Here is a 13,533-nt window from a genome sequence, read left to right as displayed (position 1 = left end):
GTCGTGCCTCCCGTCCGTCCCACGACGCCGGCGGACGCGACGACCGACCGGACGGGAGGCGCGCCTCGCCGCAGCAGGCGCGTCACCACCCAGCCGGTGCCGGGCAGCGACCCGACCCCGGCCCCGGAACCGGCGCGCCACCGCGACGGGGAGAACGACGCCCAGCTCCTGCGCGACGTGCCCCCACACTGGTGACGGGTAGCCTGAGTGCGATGACTGACACCGCGCGGCAGCGACCCGACTGGCAGACGTGGCCGAACCTGATCACGGTGGTGCGCTTCCTGCTCATCCCGGTCTTCATCGGCTTCGTCGTCGCCGGGCACCCCGGCTGGGCACTCGTCACGCTCGTGGTCCTCGGCGTCAGCGACTGGGCGGACGGGTTCATCGCCCGGCGGTTCGACCAGGGCTCCAAGCTCGGCAAGGCCCTCGACCCCGTCGCCGACCGCCTCGCGATCATCGCGATCGTGCTGTCCCTGGTGCTCGTCGGGCTGCTGCCGTGGCCGAGCGTCGCGATCATCGTCCTCGTCGACGCCGTCCTCGCCCTGCTGTCCACGCTGTGGTTCCGCGGCGACCCCGACCTCGACGTCACGTGGACCGGCAAGATCCGCTCGGCACTGCTCTTCGTCGGGCTCCCGCTGCTGCTGTTCTCGTCGACCTCGTGGGCGTCGCAGCACGACTGGATCCGGGTGCTCGCGCTCGTCTTCGTGTGGGCGGGCACGATCGGCCACGTGATCGCGGGCGTGCAGTACGCCCGCGCCCTCGCCGCGAAGCACCGCGCCGTCGCGCGCACTGCCTGACGCAGACGCCCCGGCCGCTGCGGCGGCGCGCGGCTCGGCCCTTCCACGGAACGCAACGACGGCGGCTCCTCGCAGCGGGACACCACTGCGAGGAGCCGCCGTCACTGCGGGGTGCGGTGCGACCCCCGGCTAGAGCTTCGCCGAGCCGCCGATCCCCGGGCCCTCGGGTGCGGTCGACGGGGCGACGTGTGCGCCGCCGCCCGTGCTCGGCGCCGCACCGTCCTGGGCGCGGAGCAGGTCGCGGATCTCGAGCAGCACCTCGACGTCCGTCGGCGGGACGTCCTGCGGCGTCTGCTCCTGGTTCTTCTTCACCCGGTCGAACGCGACCTTCTTGAGGTGGTTCACCGGGAGCACCAGCGCGAAGTACACGACCGCCGCGACGATGAGGAAGTTGATCACGGCACCGATGACGGCACCGAAGTACATGGTCGCGTGCCCGTTCGACACGGTCGGGATCACGACCGGGAGCGCCTTGTCGAGGCTCTTCGCGTTGAAGACCGCACCGATCGCCGGGTTGATCACCGCGGTGACGATGGCGGTCACGATCGCGGTGAACGCCGCACCGATGACGACCGCGACGGCCAGGTCGATGACGTTCCCGCGCAGCAGGAACTCCTTGAAGCCCTTCACGCGGGCCTCCTTCCGTGTCGAGGAGACCCCACCGTACCGACGGGGACGAGCCCTCGTCAGGAGGCGCTGGGGGCGGCCGGCTTCGACTCGGTCTTCCCCGGCTCCGACTTCGCCGGCGCGCTCGACGACGACGACGACCCCTCGGCCTTCGGCGTGGACCGCGAGTCCGTGCGGTAGAAGCCGCCGCCGTTGAAGGTGACGCCGACCGGGGAGAAGACCTTGCGCAACGCTCCGCCGCAGACGGGGCACTCGGTGAGGGTGGCGTCGGAGAACGACTGCTTGATGTCGAAGGCGTTGTCGCACTCGGTGCAGCGGTACGAGTAGGTGGGCACCCTAGCTCCGGAAGGTGATGATGCGCGACGGCGTGATGATGCCGTCGACGGGTTCGTCGTGGGCCTCGCGCGGGACCTCGTCGAGGTACTCCGCGTCGAAGATCACAGCATAGACGGGCGGCCGGTTCGCCATGGACCCGAGCGTCTTGTCGTAGTAGCCGCGGCCCCACCCCATGCGGCAGCCGTCGTGCCCGACCGCGGCGGCCGGGGTGAGGATCGCGTCGACGTCGCCGAGCGCGAGCGGGGAGAGCACCTCGCCGACGACCTCGGGCATCCCGTGCAGGCCCTGCTGCTCGGTGGCCCCGTCGCCGACCGCCCAGTCGAGCAGGCCGTCCTCGCGGGTGATCGGCAGGAGGACCCGGACACCCTGTTCGTGCGCCCACCGCAGGAAGGGGCGGACGTCGGGCTCGTCCGGGGCGGACAGGTAGAGCGCGAGCGAGCGGACCTGCCGCTCCTGCACGAAGCGCTGCAGCGTGGCGGTCAGCGACGCGGTGTCGGTGTCGCGCTCCGTCGTGGTCCGGGTGCGCCGCCGCTGCCGGAGCTCGGCTCGCAGGGCGCGCTTCTCGTTCCCGAGATCGGCGGTCATGGCGGGGAGTCTACCGAGCGCGGGTTTGCGGCTTCCCGCTCCGGCACGCGGGATGCCGTGTCCCCCGAAAGGCCCATGGCCCGGCCCAGTGGTCGTCCGGTACGTTCGTCGGCATGGGCTTCCAGATTTCCAAGGCGGTGATCCCGGCTGCAGGGCTGGGCACGCGCTTCCTCCCCGCGACCAAGGCGATGCCGAAGGAGATGCTCCCGGTCGTCGACAAGCCGGCGATCCAGTACGTGGTCGAAGAGGCCGTCGGTGCCGGGCTCACTGACGTCCTGATGATCACCGGGCGCAACAAGAACGCGCTCGAGAACCACTTCGACCACGTGGCCGAGCTCGAGGAGACCCTCAAGAAGAAGGGCGACCACGAGAAGCTCCAGAAGGTCAACCAGTCGACCGACCTCGCCGACATGCACTACGTGCGCCAGGGTGACCCGCTCGGCCTCGGCCACGCGGTGCTCCGCGCGAAGATGCACGTCGGCCGCGAGCCGTTCGCCGTCCTGCTCGGCGACGACATCATCGACGCCCGGGACCCGCTGCTCCAGCGCATGATCGAGGTGCAGGGCCAGAAGAACGCGACGGTCGTCGCCCTGCTCGAGGTCCCCGAGTCGCAGACCCACATGTACGGCATCGCCACGGTCGAGGAGACCGACACCGACGACGTCGTGAAGATCACCGGCCTGGTCGAGAAGCCCCCGCAGGGCGAAGCCCCCTCGAACCTCGCCATCATCGGCCGCTACGTCATCCGCCCCGAGGTCTTCGACGTCCTCGAGAAGCAGGAGCCGGGCAAGGGCGGCGAGATCCAGCTCACCGACGCGCTCATGAAGATGGCCGGCGCCGAGGAGTGGACCGGCGGCGTGTACGGCGTCGTGTTCCGTGGACGCCGGTACGACACCGGTGACAAGCTGGACTACATCAAGGCGATCGTGCAGCTCGCCTCGGACCGCGACGACCTCGGCCCGGACCTCAAGGCCTGGCTGAAGGACTTCAACGCGGGAGAGTAGCCACCCCGTCACGAACGGGTCCGGGGGACACCCCCGGACCCGTTCGTGCATCCACCCGGTCGACCACCGGGCACCGGAGGAACCACAGCGATGACGACGATCCCGACCCTGTCCCACGGGCGGGTCACCATCCGGCCCCTCCGGCTCCGCGACACCCGTGACCTCGACGTCGCGCTCGCGACGAACCGCTCGTGGCTGCGCACGTGGGAGGCCACGAACCCCTCCGGGCACGTCTCCACCGACGTCCGCGGGAGCATCCGCGCGCTGCAGGCGAACGCCCGCGCCGGACTCGGCCTGCCGTTCGCCATGGAGCTGGACGGTCGCTTCGTCGGCCAGCTCAACGTGTCCGGCATCACGTACGGCTCGCTGGCGAGCGCGTCCATCGGCTACTGGGTCGTCGAGGGGGCCGCCGGCCACAACGTCACCCCGATCGCGGTCGCGCTGGCCGTCGACCACTGCTTCCGCGTCGTCGGCATCCACCGCATCGAGATCTGCATCCGCCCGGAGAACGCACCCTCGCTCCGGGTCGTCGAGAAGCTCGGCTTCCGCTACGAGGGGCTCCGGCGCCGCTACATCCACATCAACGGCGACTGGCGCGACCACTTCTGCTTCGCCCTCGTGGCCGAGGAGGTCCGTGAGGGCGTCCTCGACCGCTGGGTCGCCGGACGGGTCCCGCCCGGAGCCGGCAGCGTTCCGGCCGCCGCGCGGGACGAGGCGGCCATGCCACTCGACACGCGACCGCGCATCTGACGGTCCGCCCCGTCACGGCGGGCAGGCCGTACCGGTGGGGAGAGGCGCGACCCGCCCCGACGGATTCCGTCGCGACTCGCGCAACACGCGTCCGGCAATGGGCGGTCCGGGGAACGCGCACCCCTACCGTGTCCCCATGGCAGGTATCGGCTCCTGGGGCGGCGGCATCGTCCTGCTCATCGCGGCCGTGCTCTGGGTCGTCTACCTGATGCCGTCCTGGGCGGCCAGACGGCAGTACCTCGCCACCGAACGGAACGCCATCCGGCTGCAGCAGACCCTGCGCATCCTGGCCCAGACCGCCGAGCTCCCCGACGAGGTCCGGGTCGAGATGAACGCGAAGTCCCTGGCCGAGGCGCAGCGCGTCGCCCGGTCGGAAGAGGCCAAGCGCGCCGCGATCGTCCGCGCCCACGAGGCCGCACGGCAGCGCGAGATCACCAGGCGTCTGGCGGAGCAGCAGCCGAAGCTCGAGCGGGCGTCCTCGGTGCCCGCACTCACGGCCATGCGCATGCGACGGTCCCGGCTCGGCGCGACGCTGTTCGGCACGCTCGGTGTCGTCGTCGCGGCGGTGGTCTTCGTCGCCGCCCCCGGAGCCTGGCTCGTCGGTGTCGCCGGGCTCGTCGCGGCGGGTGGGTCCGCTGCGGTCCTCGCGCAGCTGCACCAGGTCGCGCAGGCGCGGAAGGCGCGTGCGGCGACGGGCGCTGCGGAGGCGACCCGTGCCTCCCGGCCGGCGACGACGTGGACGGACCCGGCACCGCCGCTGTCCACGGAGCAGCCCGCCGAGCCCGCGCGCGACCGGAGCTGGACGCCCGCCCGCGTGCCGAAGCCGCTGTACGTCGAACGTCCCCCCGCACCCGCGCCGACCCCGGAGTCGTCGGCAGCGCTGGCCGCGCGCCTGCGGGAGCGCGTCGCCGAGGCCAAGGCCGAGGCCGACGCAGAGGCCGCAGCGATCCGGGCGGGGGAGACCGACCCGTCGCTCGCGCGGGTGTCGCGCATGCGGTCCGATGTCGAGGACGCTGCGGCGTCGCTGTCCGCGCATGACCAGGGCCGTCTGGCAGAGCGTCTGGGCCTGCGTGCCCCCGCTGCTGCGTCGCACCCCGCGGCTCCGGCTCCGGCGCCTGCTGCTGCGACGGCCGACGCGTCGTCCGCGCCCGAGCCCGAGCAGCCGTCGGTGCCGAGCCGCTGGGCCGGCATGGGCGTCATCGACGACGAGGCCTACCAGCAGACCGACCTCGACGCGATCATGCGTCGGCGCCGCGCGGTCTGACGCGACCGTCCGGGTCCCCGGGGCGCGGCGCGCCCGGACGTGGCGAGCCGATTTCGGATCGCGCTCCCGGTGGTGCTAGTGTGGTCGAGCACTTGGGGCTATGGCGCAGTTGGTAGCGCGTCTCGTTCGCAATGAGAAGGTCAGGGGTTCGAATCCCCTTAGCTCCACCGAGAAGCACCGCTCCACCAAGAGCACGAAGGCCACCCGATCGGGTGGCCTTCGCTCGTTCCCAGCTGTGTCAGCGAGGGTCGGTCAGCGCGGGTCGGTCAGCGCGGGTCGATCAGCGCGGGTCGGTCAGCTCGGGACGCTGTCCGTCAGGACGCCGGCCTGCGCGAGGGCGGCATGGATCGCGTTCGCGGCCTGCTCGAACGCGCGGTTCCCGCGGGCCACGCCGAGCGCACCGCCCTTGAGTGCCGACTGCCCGGACCCGCGGAGCAGTCGCGCGACCGTCCGGCCGTCGGGCGCGACCATGAGCTGCACGTCGAGCCGGGTGTGGAACGTCCGGTCGTTGAGCAGCCCACCGGCGAGCAGGGTCAGGCCCAGGCTGCCGCGGGTGGCCAGCACCGTTCCCTGGTCGCCGTCGGTGACGGTGTAGCCCTCGCGGGCGAGGGCGCCGCGGACGGTGGCGCGGGTGGACTCGGGGTCGGCGGCGACGAAGAAGTCGTGGCTCTCGGGCATGTGCGGTCTGTTCCTCTCGATGAGTGGTGTGCTGCCAGCGATCCTGCCGTACCGTCGCCTACCCTGGTCGGGTCATGACTGCTTCGTTCACACGCCGTTCCCTGCTGTCGCTCGCCGGCGTCGCCGGCATCGGGGTCGCCGTGGCGGCCTGCTCGCGCGGTGACGACTCGTCGCCCGGTGCCTCGGGCAGCGCGGGGTCCGGCTCTGCAGGGTCCGGCTCCGCGGGTGCCGACCCGTCGACGGGTGCCCGTCCGGCGGCATCGTCGGTCGAGCCTGCGCGGGTACCGCTGGCCGGTGGCGTGACGGTGACGGTGACGGGAACCGGCCTCGCCGCGGTCCGGGGCGTCACGGTCGGTGGGGTCGTCGCGCGTGACGTGCGTGCGACCGCGACGACGGTGACCTTCACGGCGCCGCACCAGGCGATGTACACGCCCGGGTCGGCGGACGTCGCGCTCTTCACGACGGCGTCGGAGCCGAGCCCGTCCGCCAACCAGTCGTCGGACGGCAACGGCAGCGCCGCCAACGACGGGCAGGCCGGCGCCACGCAGGACCGTGCGACCGCCGCGCCGACCCCGACGGCAGCGCCCGTGCCGGACGCCTCGACCGCGGTCGCCACCACCTCGGTCGCGTACGCCGCGCTCACCGACGTCGACCGGCAGCTCGAGTACGCGATGCGGTACTGGAAGGACTACAACCTCGCCGAGTACGGCACGATGAACCCGATCGGCGGCGACTGCGCGAACTACGTCAGCCAGACGCTGATCGCCCGCGGGTGGGATCAGCGCGACGACTGGTACAGCCGGTCCGCCGGCGCGCAGCACAGCGCCACGTGGACGTACTGCCCGGCGATGGACCCGTGGATGACCGCGCACGCGAACGAGTTCGGGCTGACGCGGCGCTCGCTCGACGAGCGGAGCAAGGTCAAGGTCGGCGACATCGTGTTCTACGACTGGAACGACAACCAGTCGCCCGACCACGTGACGATCGTCTCCGAGGTCTTCACCGAACCGGACGGCACGATCCGCATCAAGTCCGCGAGCCACAACCAGGACGGGCCGTACCGCGACCTCGACGAGATGATCACCGTGCAGCACCCGGGCGGCACGGCCTGGTTCCACACCTTCGACGCGTAGCGCGCGCCGGCTCCGCCGGTCCTGCGCACGATGGTGTCGAACCACGGATCCGACATCGAACCAGCGCGACGCCCTGGTTCCGTGTCGGTTCCGTGGTTCCACGCGGTGGAGCCGCTCGGGCATGCGCCCGCGCCCGGCGCTCAGGGGTACCCGAGGAACCAGAGCAGCACGATCGCGACCGGCTGCAAGCACACGCCGACGACCAGCCACGCGATCGTCCGCCGCCAGGTCCCCGCGAAGACGTCCGCCCCGAGCAGCGGCGCCGTCGGCATGAGCAACCGCGGCAGGCTCTGCTGCGGCAGGAACACCGCGACCAGGTACAGCGCGTACGCGGCGGTGAACGACACGACGTCGACGCCGAGCGCCCGCACACCCCGGCGCGTCCAGAACCACAGACCGCCGGCGAGCACGACGACCACGAGCACGACCCCGAGCGCCCCGAGCCACGTCGACGCCATCGTGAACCACGGTGTCAGCGGCGCGAAGTGCTGCCGACCGACGAACCCGACCCACCACGACAGCTCGGTTGCGAGGTACGCGTCCGGCCGCCCGGTCACCGCCGAGGCCACGACCGGCCACGCCAGCCCCGCCGCCGCGATCCCGAGCCCCGCGACGACGATCGCCACGGCGTCCCGGACCGGCAGCGCCCGGCGCTCCTGCACGAACCGCACGACCAGGTGCACCGCGAGGGCCACCGCGAGCGCGAGCACCCCCGGCTTCGCGAACGCCGCGACGAGCCCGAGCGGCAGCACGACCCAGTACCGGTGACGCACCAGGGCCAGCAGTGCGCCGAAGAGCAGGAGCAGGAAGGTGCTCTCGGCGTAGGCGACCTGCAGCAGGAACCCGGTCGGTGCGAACGCGAACAACGCCGTCGCCCGCGTCGCCCGGCGGTCGTCGGACACCGCGCGCACCAGCCGCCAGAGCAGGACGCACGCACCCGCCCCGGCGAGCGTGGCGACGAGCACGCCGGCCGCCCAGAAGGACCCGCCCACGAGCGGCTGCACCACCCGGGCGAGCGCCGGGAACACCGGAAGGAACGCCCACGGGTTCGGCAGCACGTGCCCGTCGGCGTCCGTCGGCAGCGTGGTCGGGTAGCCGTGCTCGGCGATGGTCCGGTAGAACGAGGCATCCCACGACCCGAGGAAGGACCAGAACGTCCCCTCCTGTCGGTACGACGCGAACGGCCAGCCGTTCGCCCGGGCGAGCAGCCAGACCGTGAGCAGCACGACCGTGCTCACCACGCGGGATGCCAGCCACAGCACCAGGGGCGCGGTCCACCCGCTGTACCGTCCCTCCGGACCGTCCGTCAGCAGGTGACGGACGCGGGACGGCAGGGACGCCCGGGAGGCACGGCTCGGCTCCGCCACGTCGGTCACCGACCGATCCTCCCACCTCCGCCGCGCACGGCAGCTGTCCGGTCGCCGCACCCGTCAGGAGACGTCCGGGTGCCGGGCGTTGCATCGGGCACGTTCCCTGGAAACCAGCGACAGGAGGAATCATGCCCTTCATCACCGTCGGCGCCGAGAACGGCCACGACATCGACCTGCACTACGACGACCTCGGCACGGGCGACCCGGTCGTCCTGATCCACGGCTGGCCGCTCTCCGGCCGCTCGTGGGAGGGCCAGGTCCCCGCGCTCGTCGAGGCCGGCCACCGCGTCATCGCCTACGACCGCCGCGGGTTCGGCCAGTCGTCGCAGCCGTGGGGCGGCTACGACTACGACACCTTCGCCGCGGACCTCGACAAGCTCATCACCGAGCTCGACCTGACGAACGTCACCCTGATCGGGTTCTCGATGGGCGGCGGCGAGCTCGCGCGCTACGTCTCGACCTACGGCACGGCGAAGATCAAGAAGCTGGTGTTCGCCAGCGCGGTCCCGCCGTACCTGTGGAAGTCGGACGACAACCCCGACGGCGCGGTCGACCAGGACCTCGCCGACTGGTTCGCGAACGGCATCACGGGTGACCGCCCGGCGTTCCTGCACCGGTTCGTCGACATGTTCTACACGCCGGGCGGGGAGCCGGGCCTGCTCAAGAAGCCGCTCGTCAGCGAGGACCAGCGCGCCTACGACCTGGCGATCGCGGAGCTCGCGTCGCCGAAGGGCACGCTCGACTGCACTGCGGCGTTCGCGACGACCGACTTCCGCGACGACCTGACGAAGATCGACGTGCCGACGCTCGTCATCCACGGTGACGCGGACGGCATCGTGCCCTTCGAGGCGTCGGGCAAGCGCACCGCCGAGGCGATCCCGAACGCGCAGACGCACGTCATCGAGGGCGGCCCGCACGGCGTGCTGGCCTCGCACAAGGACGAGTGGAACGAGGCGGTCCTCCGCTTCCTGGCCTCCTGACCTCGGAGCGTCCCACCCGTCCCGTCGGTGGAGCAGAGGACGTCGGGCCCCGATCGGCTACCCGACGTCCCCTGCTCCACGGTGGTCGCGATCGGCTCGCCGCTCAGCGCCCGGTGACCGCGGCGCGGATGCGTTCGATCGGCACCTTCGGGGTGCGGTCGGCGTGCAGCAGCCCGTTCGTCTCCTGCATCGTGTCCGTCAGCTGCGTCCAGCACGACCCTGCCAGGAACGCACTCGCCCGGACCCCGTCGTAGAGCGCCGTGATCCGTGCCACCCAGTCGTCGCCGTCGACGGCCGAGGTGTAGCCCCACCCGTCCTCGCGCTTCGCACCCGGCTGGAAGTCGACACCGCCGAACTCGGTGAGCATGACCGGCTGGCCCTCGTCCACCGCACCGCCGACCAGGATCCGACGGTCGGCCGGCCCCCGCCCGCCGAGCAGCCGCGTGCGGGCGTCGTCGTCCGCGTAGGTGGCCGCCAGCCGCGCCCCGTCGCCCTCGTAGTCGTGCACCGTGACGATGTCCGAGTTCGTGTGCTCCCACCCGTCGTTCGAGATGACCGGACGGGTCGGGTCGAGCGCCCGGGTGACGTCCGCGAGCGCTCGAGCGTAGGCCTGCTGCGCCGGGTCGGTCGCGATGTGCTGCACGCCCCAGCTCTCGTTCGCGGGCACCCAGGTGACGATCGACGGGTGCGAGGCGTCGCGCTCGACGGCGTCCATCCACTCGCGCACGAGTCGCTGCACGGCCGTGGGGGAGAACGCGTAGGCGCCGGGCGCTTCGCCCCAGACGAGCAGGCCGAGCCGGTCCGCCCAGTACAGGAAGCGCGGGTCCTCGATCTTCTGGTGGTTCCGCGCCGCGGTGAAGCCGAGCTCCTTGATGAGCTCGACCTCGCGGCGGAGCGCCGCCCGCGACGGCGCCGCGAGGTGCGACTCGGGCCAGTAGCCCTGGTTGAGCACGCTGCGCACGTCGTACGCGCGACCGTTCAGCAGGAACGCCCCACCGTCGACGCCGACGGTGCGGAGCCCGAAGTACGTCGAGACGGCGTCCAGCGGCGCGCCGCCCTCCGCGGGGAGCAGCGTGACGACGGCGTCCACGAGCCGCGGGGTCTCCGGGCTCCAGGTGAGCTCGTCCTCGGCCTGGCCGTTCTGCTGCCGGGCGATCGGCACGACGACCTCGACCTCGTGTGCGTGCTCGGGGACGACGGTCTCGACGGACGCCAGGTCCTCGTCGCCCTCGTGCCACCGGGCCACGACCCGGAGTCGTGCGCCGGCGGGGCGCTCGCCGGAGAGCCGGACGGTCAGGCGCACGGTGGCGTGGTCGACGTTCGTCCAGCGCAGGCACGCGAACGACGCCGACGGCACGGCCTCGAGCCACACGGTCTGCCAGATGCCGGTCGTCCGGCGGTACCAGATGGCGTGCGGTTCCTCGTGCCAGTCCTGCTTGCCGCGCGGCTGCGTCACGTCGTGCGGGTCGTCCTCGGCACGCACGACCAGGGTGTGCGCGGCGTCGGGGTCGGTGCCGAGCGCCTCGGTCACGTCGAACGTGAACGGCGTGTGTCCGCCCTCGTGCTCGCCGATGAACCGCCCGTCGATCCAGACGCGTGCTCGGTGGTCGACCGCGCCGAAGTGCAGCAGGAGTCGGGATGCCTCGTCGCCGTGGCCGGCGGCGTCGAGGTCGGCCCGGGTGAGCGTGCGCGCGTACCAGACGACGGGGTGGAACCCCGGTTCGTCGATGCCCGATGCCGGGGACTCGGGCGGGAAGGGCACGGTGATGTCCCGAGCGCCGGGGAAGCCGTCCCGCCAGGCCGGGTCGTCCCCGGTGTTCCGGAACGACCACGTCCCGTCGAGGTCGGCCCAGGCACGTCGCAGCATCTGCGGTCGCGGGTGGGAACCGTCCTGGACGGACGCCACGGGGAGTGCATCGGGCAGTGGGGCGGCGACGGTGCCGTCGAGCGAGCTCATGCCCCCCATGCTGACCGTCCGGTACATCGTTGTAAAGCCCCTGAGCCGACCACGGTCCACATCATCGGCGCGCACCCCGGTGGCGACGCGTACCGTTCGCTGCATGAGCGCCGAGGCACCGGGACAGGTCAGTGACCGCACGTTGGAGGGCTGGATCGCAGCACAGCGGTGGTACGCGGCGAAGGGCGGGACACCGGCGCTCCGCACGATCGCCGAGACCGCGGGCACCCGACTGGTCCTCGACGACGCCGCGACGGGGCCGGTGCTGTACCAGGTGCCCGTGGTCACGGGTGCCGACGCGGGGGCCGACCCGGTGGACGGCACCACGGACCCCGACTGGGTGCAGGGTCTCGTCTCCCGCATCGACGCCGACCCGTCGAGCCTCCGCCCCATCGGCGAGCTCACCGCGTCGCGCGTGCTCTCGGGCGAGCAGTCGAACACCTCCGTGATCTGCGACACCGCGAGCGGGGCGCAGGTCATCGTCAAGGTGTTCCGCGTGCTCCACCACGGCGACAACCCCGACGTCACGACGCAGCTCGCGCTCTCCGCCGCCGGCAGCGACCGGGTGCCCGCCGTGTACGGGGCCCTCCACGCCACCTGGCCCGACACCGGGCGACCCGACGGCACCGCGTCCGGGCACCTCGCCTTCGCGCAGGAGTTCCTCCCCGGTCTCGAGGACGCCTGGCGCGTGGCCCTCCGTGACGCGAGGGCGGGGGCGTCGTGGGACGCGCAGGCCGCAGCACTGGGCGAAGCGCTCGCCGAGGTCCACCGGACGCTCGCCACCGCGCTGCCGACGCAGCCGGCGGACCAGGACCGCCGCGACGCCGCGATCGAGACCATGCACGCCCGCCTCGACGCCGCAGCCCGCGAGGCCCCCACCGTCGAGCCCCACGTCGATGCCGTCCGTGCCGTGTACGAACGCGCGGCCGTGTCGCAGTGGCCGGTCCTGCAGCGCATCCACGGCGACCTGCACCTCGGACAGGTCCTCGCCGCCCCCGCCCCGCGCGGCTGGGTGTTCCTCGACTTCGAGGGCGAACCCCTCCGGCCCCTCGCCGAGCGCACGCTGCCCGACGTCACCCTGCGCGACGTCGCGGGCATGCTGCGGTCCTTCGACTACGTCGCCGGTGCCCTCGCGCACGACGCGGAGTTCGTCGACGCGGGCGCCTGGGCGCAGGCCGCACGTGCCACGTTCCTCGACGGCTACCGGCGCGGGACCGGGGGCGACCTCGAGGAGCACCGTGCGTTGCTCGACGCCTTCGAACTCGACAAGGCCGTCTACGAGGTCGTCTACGAGACGCGGAACCGGCCGGACTGGACCGAGATCCCCCTGGCCGCGGTCGCGCGGCTCGCCGCCGCAAGCGCGGACGCCGACTGACACCGTGACGGACGGGAGGCGCGGGACCACCCGGTCCCGCGCCTCCCGTCCGTCATCCGGTGCCGTCCGTCAGTTGACGGGACCGGTGTACTTCTCGCCGGGGCCCTTGCCCGGCGCGTCCGGGATGGTCGACGCCTCGCGGAACGCGAGCTGCACCGATCGCAGCCCGTCGCGCAGCGGGCGGGCGTGGTGGTCCCCGATCTCGGTGGCGGCGGCCGTGACCAGACCGGCCAGTGCGGTGATGAGCTTGCGAGCCTCGTCGAGGTCCGTCTGCTCCTGCGGGTCGTCGGCGAGCCCGACCTTCACGGCCGCCGCGCTGAGCAGGTGGACGGCCACGGTGTTGATGAGCTCGACCGCGGGGACCTCGGCGATGTCGCGGGCTTCCTCGCTGGCAGCGTTCTGCGGGGTGTCGGTCACGGTGCTCCTCTGCTAGACTCGTCGGCGGCAGATGCTGCCCGTGCGCCCAGATCGTCTCCGACGGAGTCGAACCGAGCACCGGACGGCGTCGTAGAAGAGGAGTCTCTCCCACCCGCGGCCGTGCACCACAGGCTACCGGGTCCCAACCGCTCCGCCGGGGCAGCAGCGCGATCACCGATCGCGGTGCGACCGGCAGGCCGGCCCCGCGGGGCAGGCGTCGGGCGGCTGCCGAACGGGTTCCGATCCGTGCGTCAGATCTC

General features: G+C 72.5%; 14 protein-coding genes and 1 tRNA gene. 8 read left to right on the top strand and 7 right to left on the bottom strand.

Going from position 1 to position 13,533, the window contains the following annotated elements:
• Nucleotides 1-212: 212 nt before the first annotated feature.
• Entirely contained in the window at nt 213-797 is a 585-nt protein-coding gene (locus tag DEJ22_RS13555) for a CDP-alcohol phosphatidyltransferase family protein (RefSeq protein WP_111228418.1), read from the top strand.
• A 129-nt stretch (nt 798-926) separates the two neighbouring features.
• On the opposite strand, the gene mscL is transcribed toward DEJ22_RS13555, so the two are convergent.
• Genes mscL through DEJ22_RS13540 form a run of 3 tightly spaced genes read right to left on the bottom strand, consistent with a single transcriptional unit; the run spans nt 927 to nt 2,345 of the window.
• The gene (gene mscL, locus DEJ22_RS13550) at nt 927-1,427 is read right to left on the bottom strand and encodes a large conductance mechanosensitive channel protein MscL (protein ID WP_111228419.1); all 501 of its coding nucleotides are present in this window, start codon (nt 1,425-1,427) and stop codon (nt 927-929) included.
• A gap of 56 nt (nt 1,428-1,483) precedes the next feature.
• A complete protein-coding gene (locus tag DEJ22_RS13545; protein WP_111228420.1) occupies nt 1,484-1,759 on the bottom strand; it encodes an FmdB family zinc ribbon protein in 276 nt (91 codons plus the stop codon).
• A 1-nt stretch (nt 1,760) separates the two neighbouring features.
• Entirely contained in the window at nt 1,761-2,345 is a 585-nt protein-coding gene (locus tag DEJ22_RS13540) for a 5-formyltetrahydrofolate cyclo-ligase (protein ID WP_111228421.1), read from the bottom strand.
• A 113-nt stretch (nt 2,346-2,458) separates the two neighbouring features.
• Here DEJ22_RS13540 and galU point away from each other — a divergent pair, with 113 nt between their 5' ends.
• The 4 genes from galU to DEJ22_RS13520 all read left to right on the top strand — a co-directional run bounded on the left by galU (nt 2,459) and on the right by DEJ22_RS13520 (nt 5,530).
• The gene (galU, locus tag DEJ22_RS13535) at nt 2,459-3,349 is read left to right on the top strand and encodes a UTP--glucose-1-phosphate uridylyltransferase GalU (RefSeq protein WP_111228422.1); all 891 of its coding nucleotides are present in this window, start codon (nt 2,459-2,461) and stop codon (nt 3,347-3,349) included.
• 90 nt (nt 3,350-3,439) lie between these two features.
• Nucleotides 3,440-4,099, top strand: a complete 660-nt coding sequence (locus tag DEJ22_RS13530) for a GNAT family N-acetyltransferase (protein ID WP_111228423.1) — start codon at nt 3,440-3,442, stop codon at nt 4,097-4,099.
• Nucleotides 4,100-4,235: 136 nt separating this feature from the next.
• A complete protein-coding gene (locus tag DEJ22_RS13525; protein ID WP_111228445.1) occupies nt 4,236-5,363 on the top strand; it encodes a hypothetical protein in 1,128 nt (375 codons plus the stop codon).
• Between the two features lie 94 nt (nt 5,364-5,457).
• Nucleotides 5,458-5,530: transfer RNA gene (locus DEJ22_RS13520), tRNA-Ala, on the top strand.
• A gap of 127 nt (nt 5,531-5,657) precedes the next feature.
• Here the strand turns inward: DEJ22_RS13520 and DEJ22_RS13515 are convergent.
• Nucleotides 5,658-6,041 (bottom strand): hypothetical protein, encoded by a 384-nt coding sequence (locus tag DEJ22_RS13515; protein WP_111228424.1) that lies wholly within the window; start codon nt 6,039-6,041, stop codon nt 5,658-5,660.
• Nucleotides 6,042-6,115: 74 nt separating this feature from the next.
• Between DEJ22_RS13515 and DEJ22_RS13510 the strand changes: the two genes are divergently transcribed.
• Nucleotides 6,116-7,174, top strand: a complete 1,059-nt coding sequence (locus DEJ22_RS13510; protein ID WP_111228425.1) for an amidase domain-containing protein — start codon at nt 6,116-6,118, stop codon at nt 7,172-7,174.
• A 140-nt stretch (nt 7,175-7,314) separates the two neighbouring features.
• Here the strand turns inward: DEJ22_RS13510 and DEJ22_RS13505 are convergent, their stop codons facing one another.
• The gene (locus DEJ22_RS13505) at nt 7,315-8,550 is read right to left on the bottom strand and encodes a mannosyltransferase family protein (RefSeq protein WP_111228426.1); all 1,236 of its coding nucleotides are present in this window, start codon (nt 8,548-8,550) and stop codon (nt 7,315-7,317) included.
• Between the two features lie 122 nt (nt 8,551-8,672).
• Here DEJ22_RS13505 and DEJ22_RS13500 point away from each other — a divergent pair, with 122 nt between their 5' ends.
• The gene (locus tag DEJ22_RS13500; RefSeq protein ID WP_111228427.1) at nt 8,673-9,524 is read left to right on the top strand and encodes an alpha/beta fold hydrolase; all 852 of its coding nucleotides are present in this window, start codon (nt 8,673-8,675) and stop codon (nt 9,522-9,524) included.
• Between the two features lie 103 nt (nt 9,525-9,627).
• Here the strand turns inward: DEJ22_RS13500 and DEJ22_RS13495 are convergent, their stop codons facing one another.
• Entirely contained in the window at nt 9,628-11,481 is a 1,854-nt protein-coding gene (locus DEJ22_RS13495; protein ID WP_111228428.1) for a glycoside hydrolase family 2 protein, read from the bottom strand.
• 103 nt (nt 11,482-11,584) lie between these two features.
• Here DEJ22_RS13495 and DEJ22_RS13490 point away from each other — a divergent pair, with 103 nt between their 5' ends.
• On the top strand, nt 11,585-12,856 hold the full coding sequence (locus DEJ22_RS13490) for a phosphotransferase (RefSeq protein ID WP_111228429.1): 1,272 nt from the start codon (nt 11,585-11,587) through the stop codon (nt 12,854-12,856).
• A 69-nt stretch (nt 12,857-12,925) separates the two neighbouring features.
• On the opposite strand, the gene DEJ22_RS13485 is transcribed toward DEJ22_RS13490, so the two are convergent.
• A complete protein-coding gene (locus tag DEJ22_RS13485; protein ID WP_111228430.1) occupies nt 12,926-13,273 on the bottom strand; it encodes a DUF1844 domain-containing protein in 348 nt (115 codons plus the stop codon).
• Nucleotides 13,274-13,533 lie beyond the last annotated feature (260 nt).

Source organism: Curtobacterium sp. MCSS17_007, assembly GCF_003234175.2.
Taxonomy (GTDB): domain Bacteria; phylum Actinomycetota; class Actinomycetes; order Actinomycetales; family Microbacteriaceae; genus Curtobacterium.
Note: the sequence above shows the minus strand (reverse complement) of the source record. Positions and strands in the feature narration are given on the sequence as shown.

Coding starts and splice junctions, on each gene's coding strand:
- DEJ22_RS13500 (WP_111228427.1), top strand. CDS start 8,673: ATGCCCTTCATCACCGTCGGCGCCGAGAACGGCCACGACATCGACCTG.
- DEJ22_RS13525 (WP_111228445.1), top strand. CDS start 4,236: ATGGCAGGTATCGGCTCCTGGGGCGGCGGCATCGTCCTGCTCATCGCG.
- DEJ22_RS13515 (WP_111228424.1), bottom strand. CDS start 6,041: ATGCCCGAGAGCCACGACTTCTTCGTCGCCGCCGACCCCGAGTCCACC.
- DEJ22_RS13540 (WP_111228421.1), bottom strand. CDS start 2,345: ATGACCGCCGATCTCGGGAACGAGAAGCGCGCCCTGCGAGCCGAGCTC.
- DEJ22_RS13555 (WP_111228418.1), top strand. CDS start 213: ATGACTGACACCGCGCGGCAGCGACCCGACTGGCAGACGTGGCCGAAC.
- DEJ22_RS13530 (WP_111228423.1), top strand. CDS start 3,440: ATGACGACGATCCCGACCCTGTCCCACGGGCGGGTCACCATCCGGCCC.
- galU (WP_111228422.1), top strand. CDS start 2,459: ATGGGCTTCCAGATTTCCAAGGCGGTGATCCCGGCTGCAGGGCTGGGC.
- DEJ22_RS13510 (WP_111228425.1), top strand. CDS start 6,116: ATGACTGCTTCGTTCACACGCCGTTCCCTGCTGTCGCTCGCCGGCGTC.
- DEJ22_RS13490 (WP_111228429.1), top strand. CDS start 11,585: ATGAGCGCCGAGGCACCGGGACAGGTCAGTGACCGCACGTTGGAGGGC.
- DEJ22_RS13495 (WP_111228428.1), bottom strand. CDS start 11,481: ATGAGCTCGCTCGACGGCACCGTCGCCGCCCCACTGCCCGATGCACTC.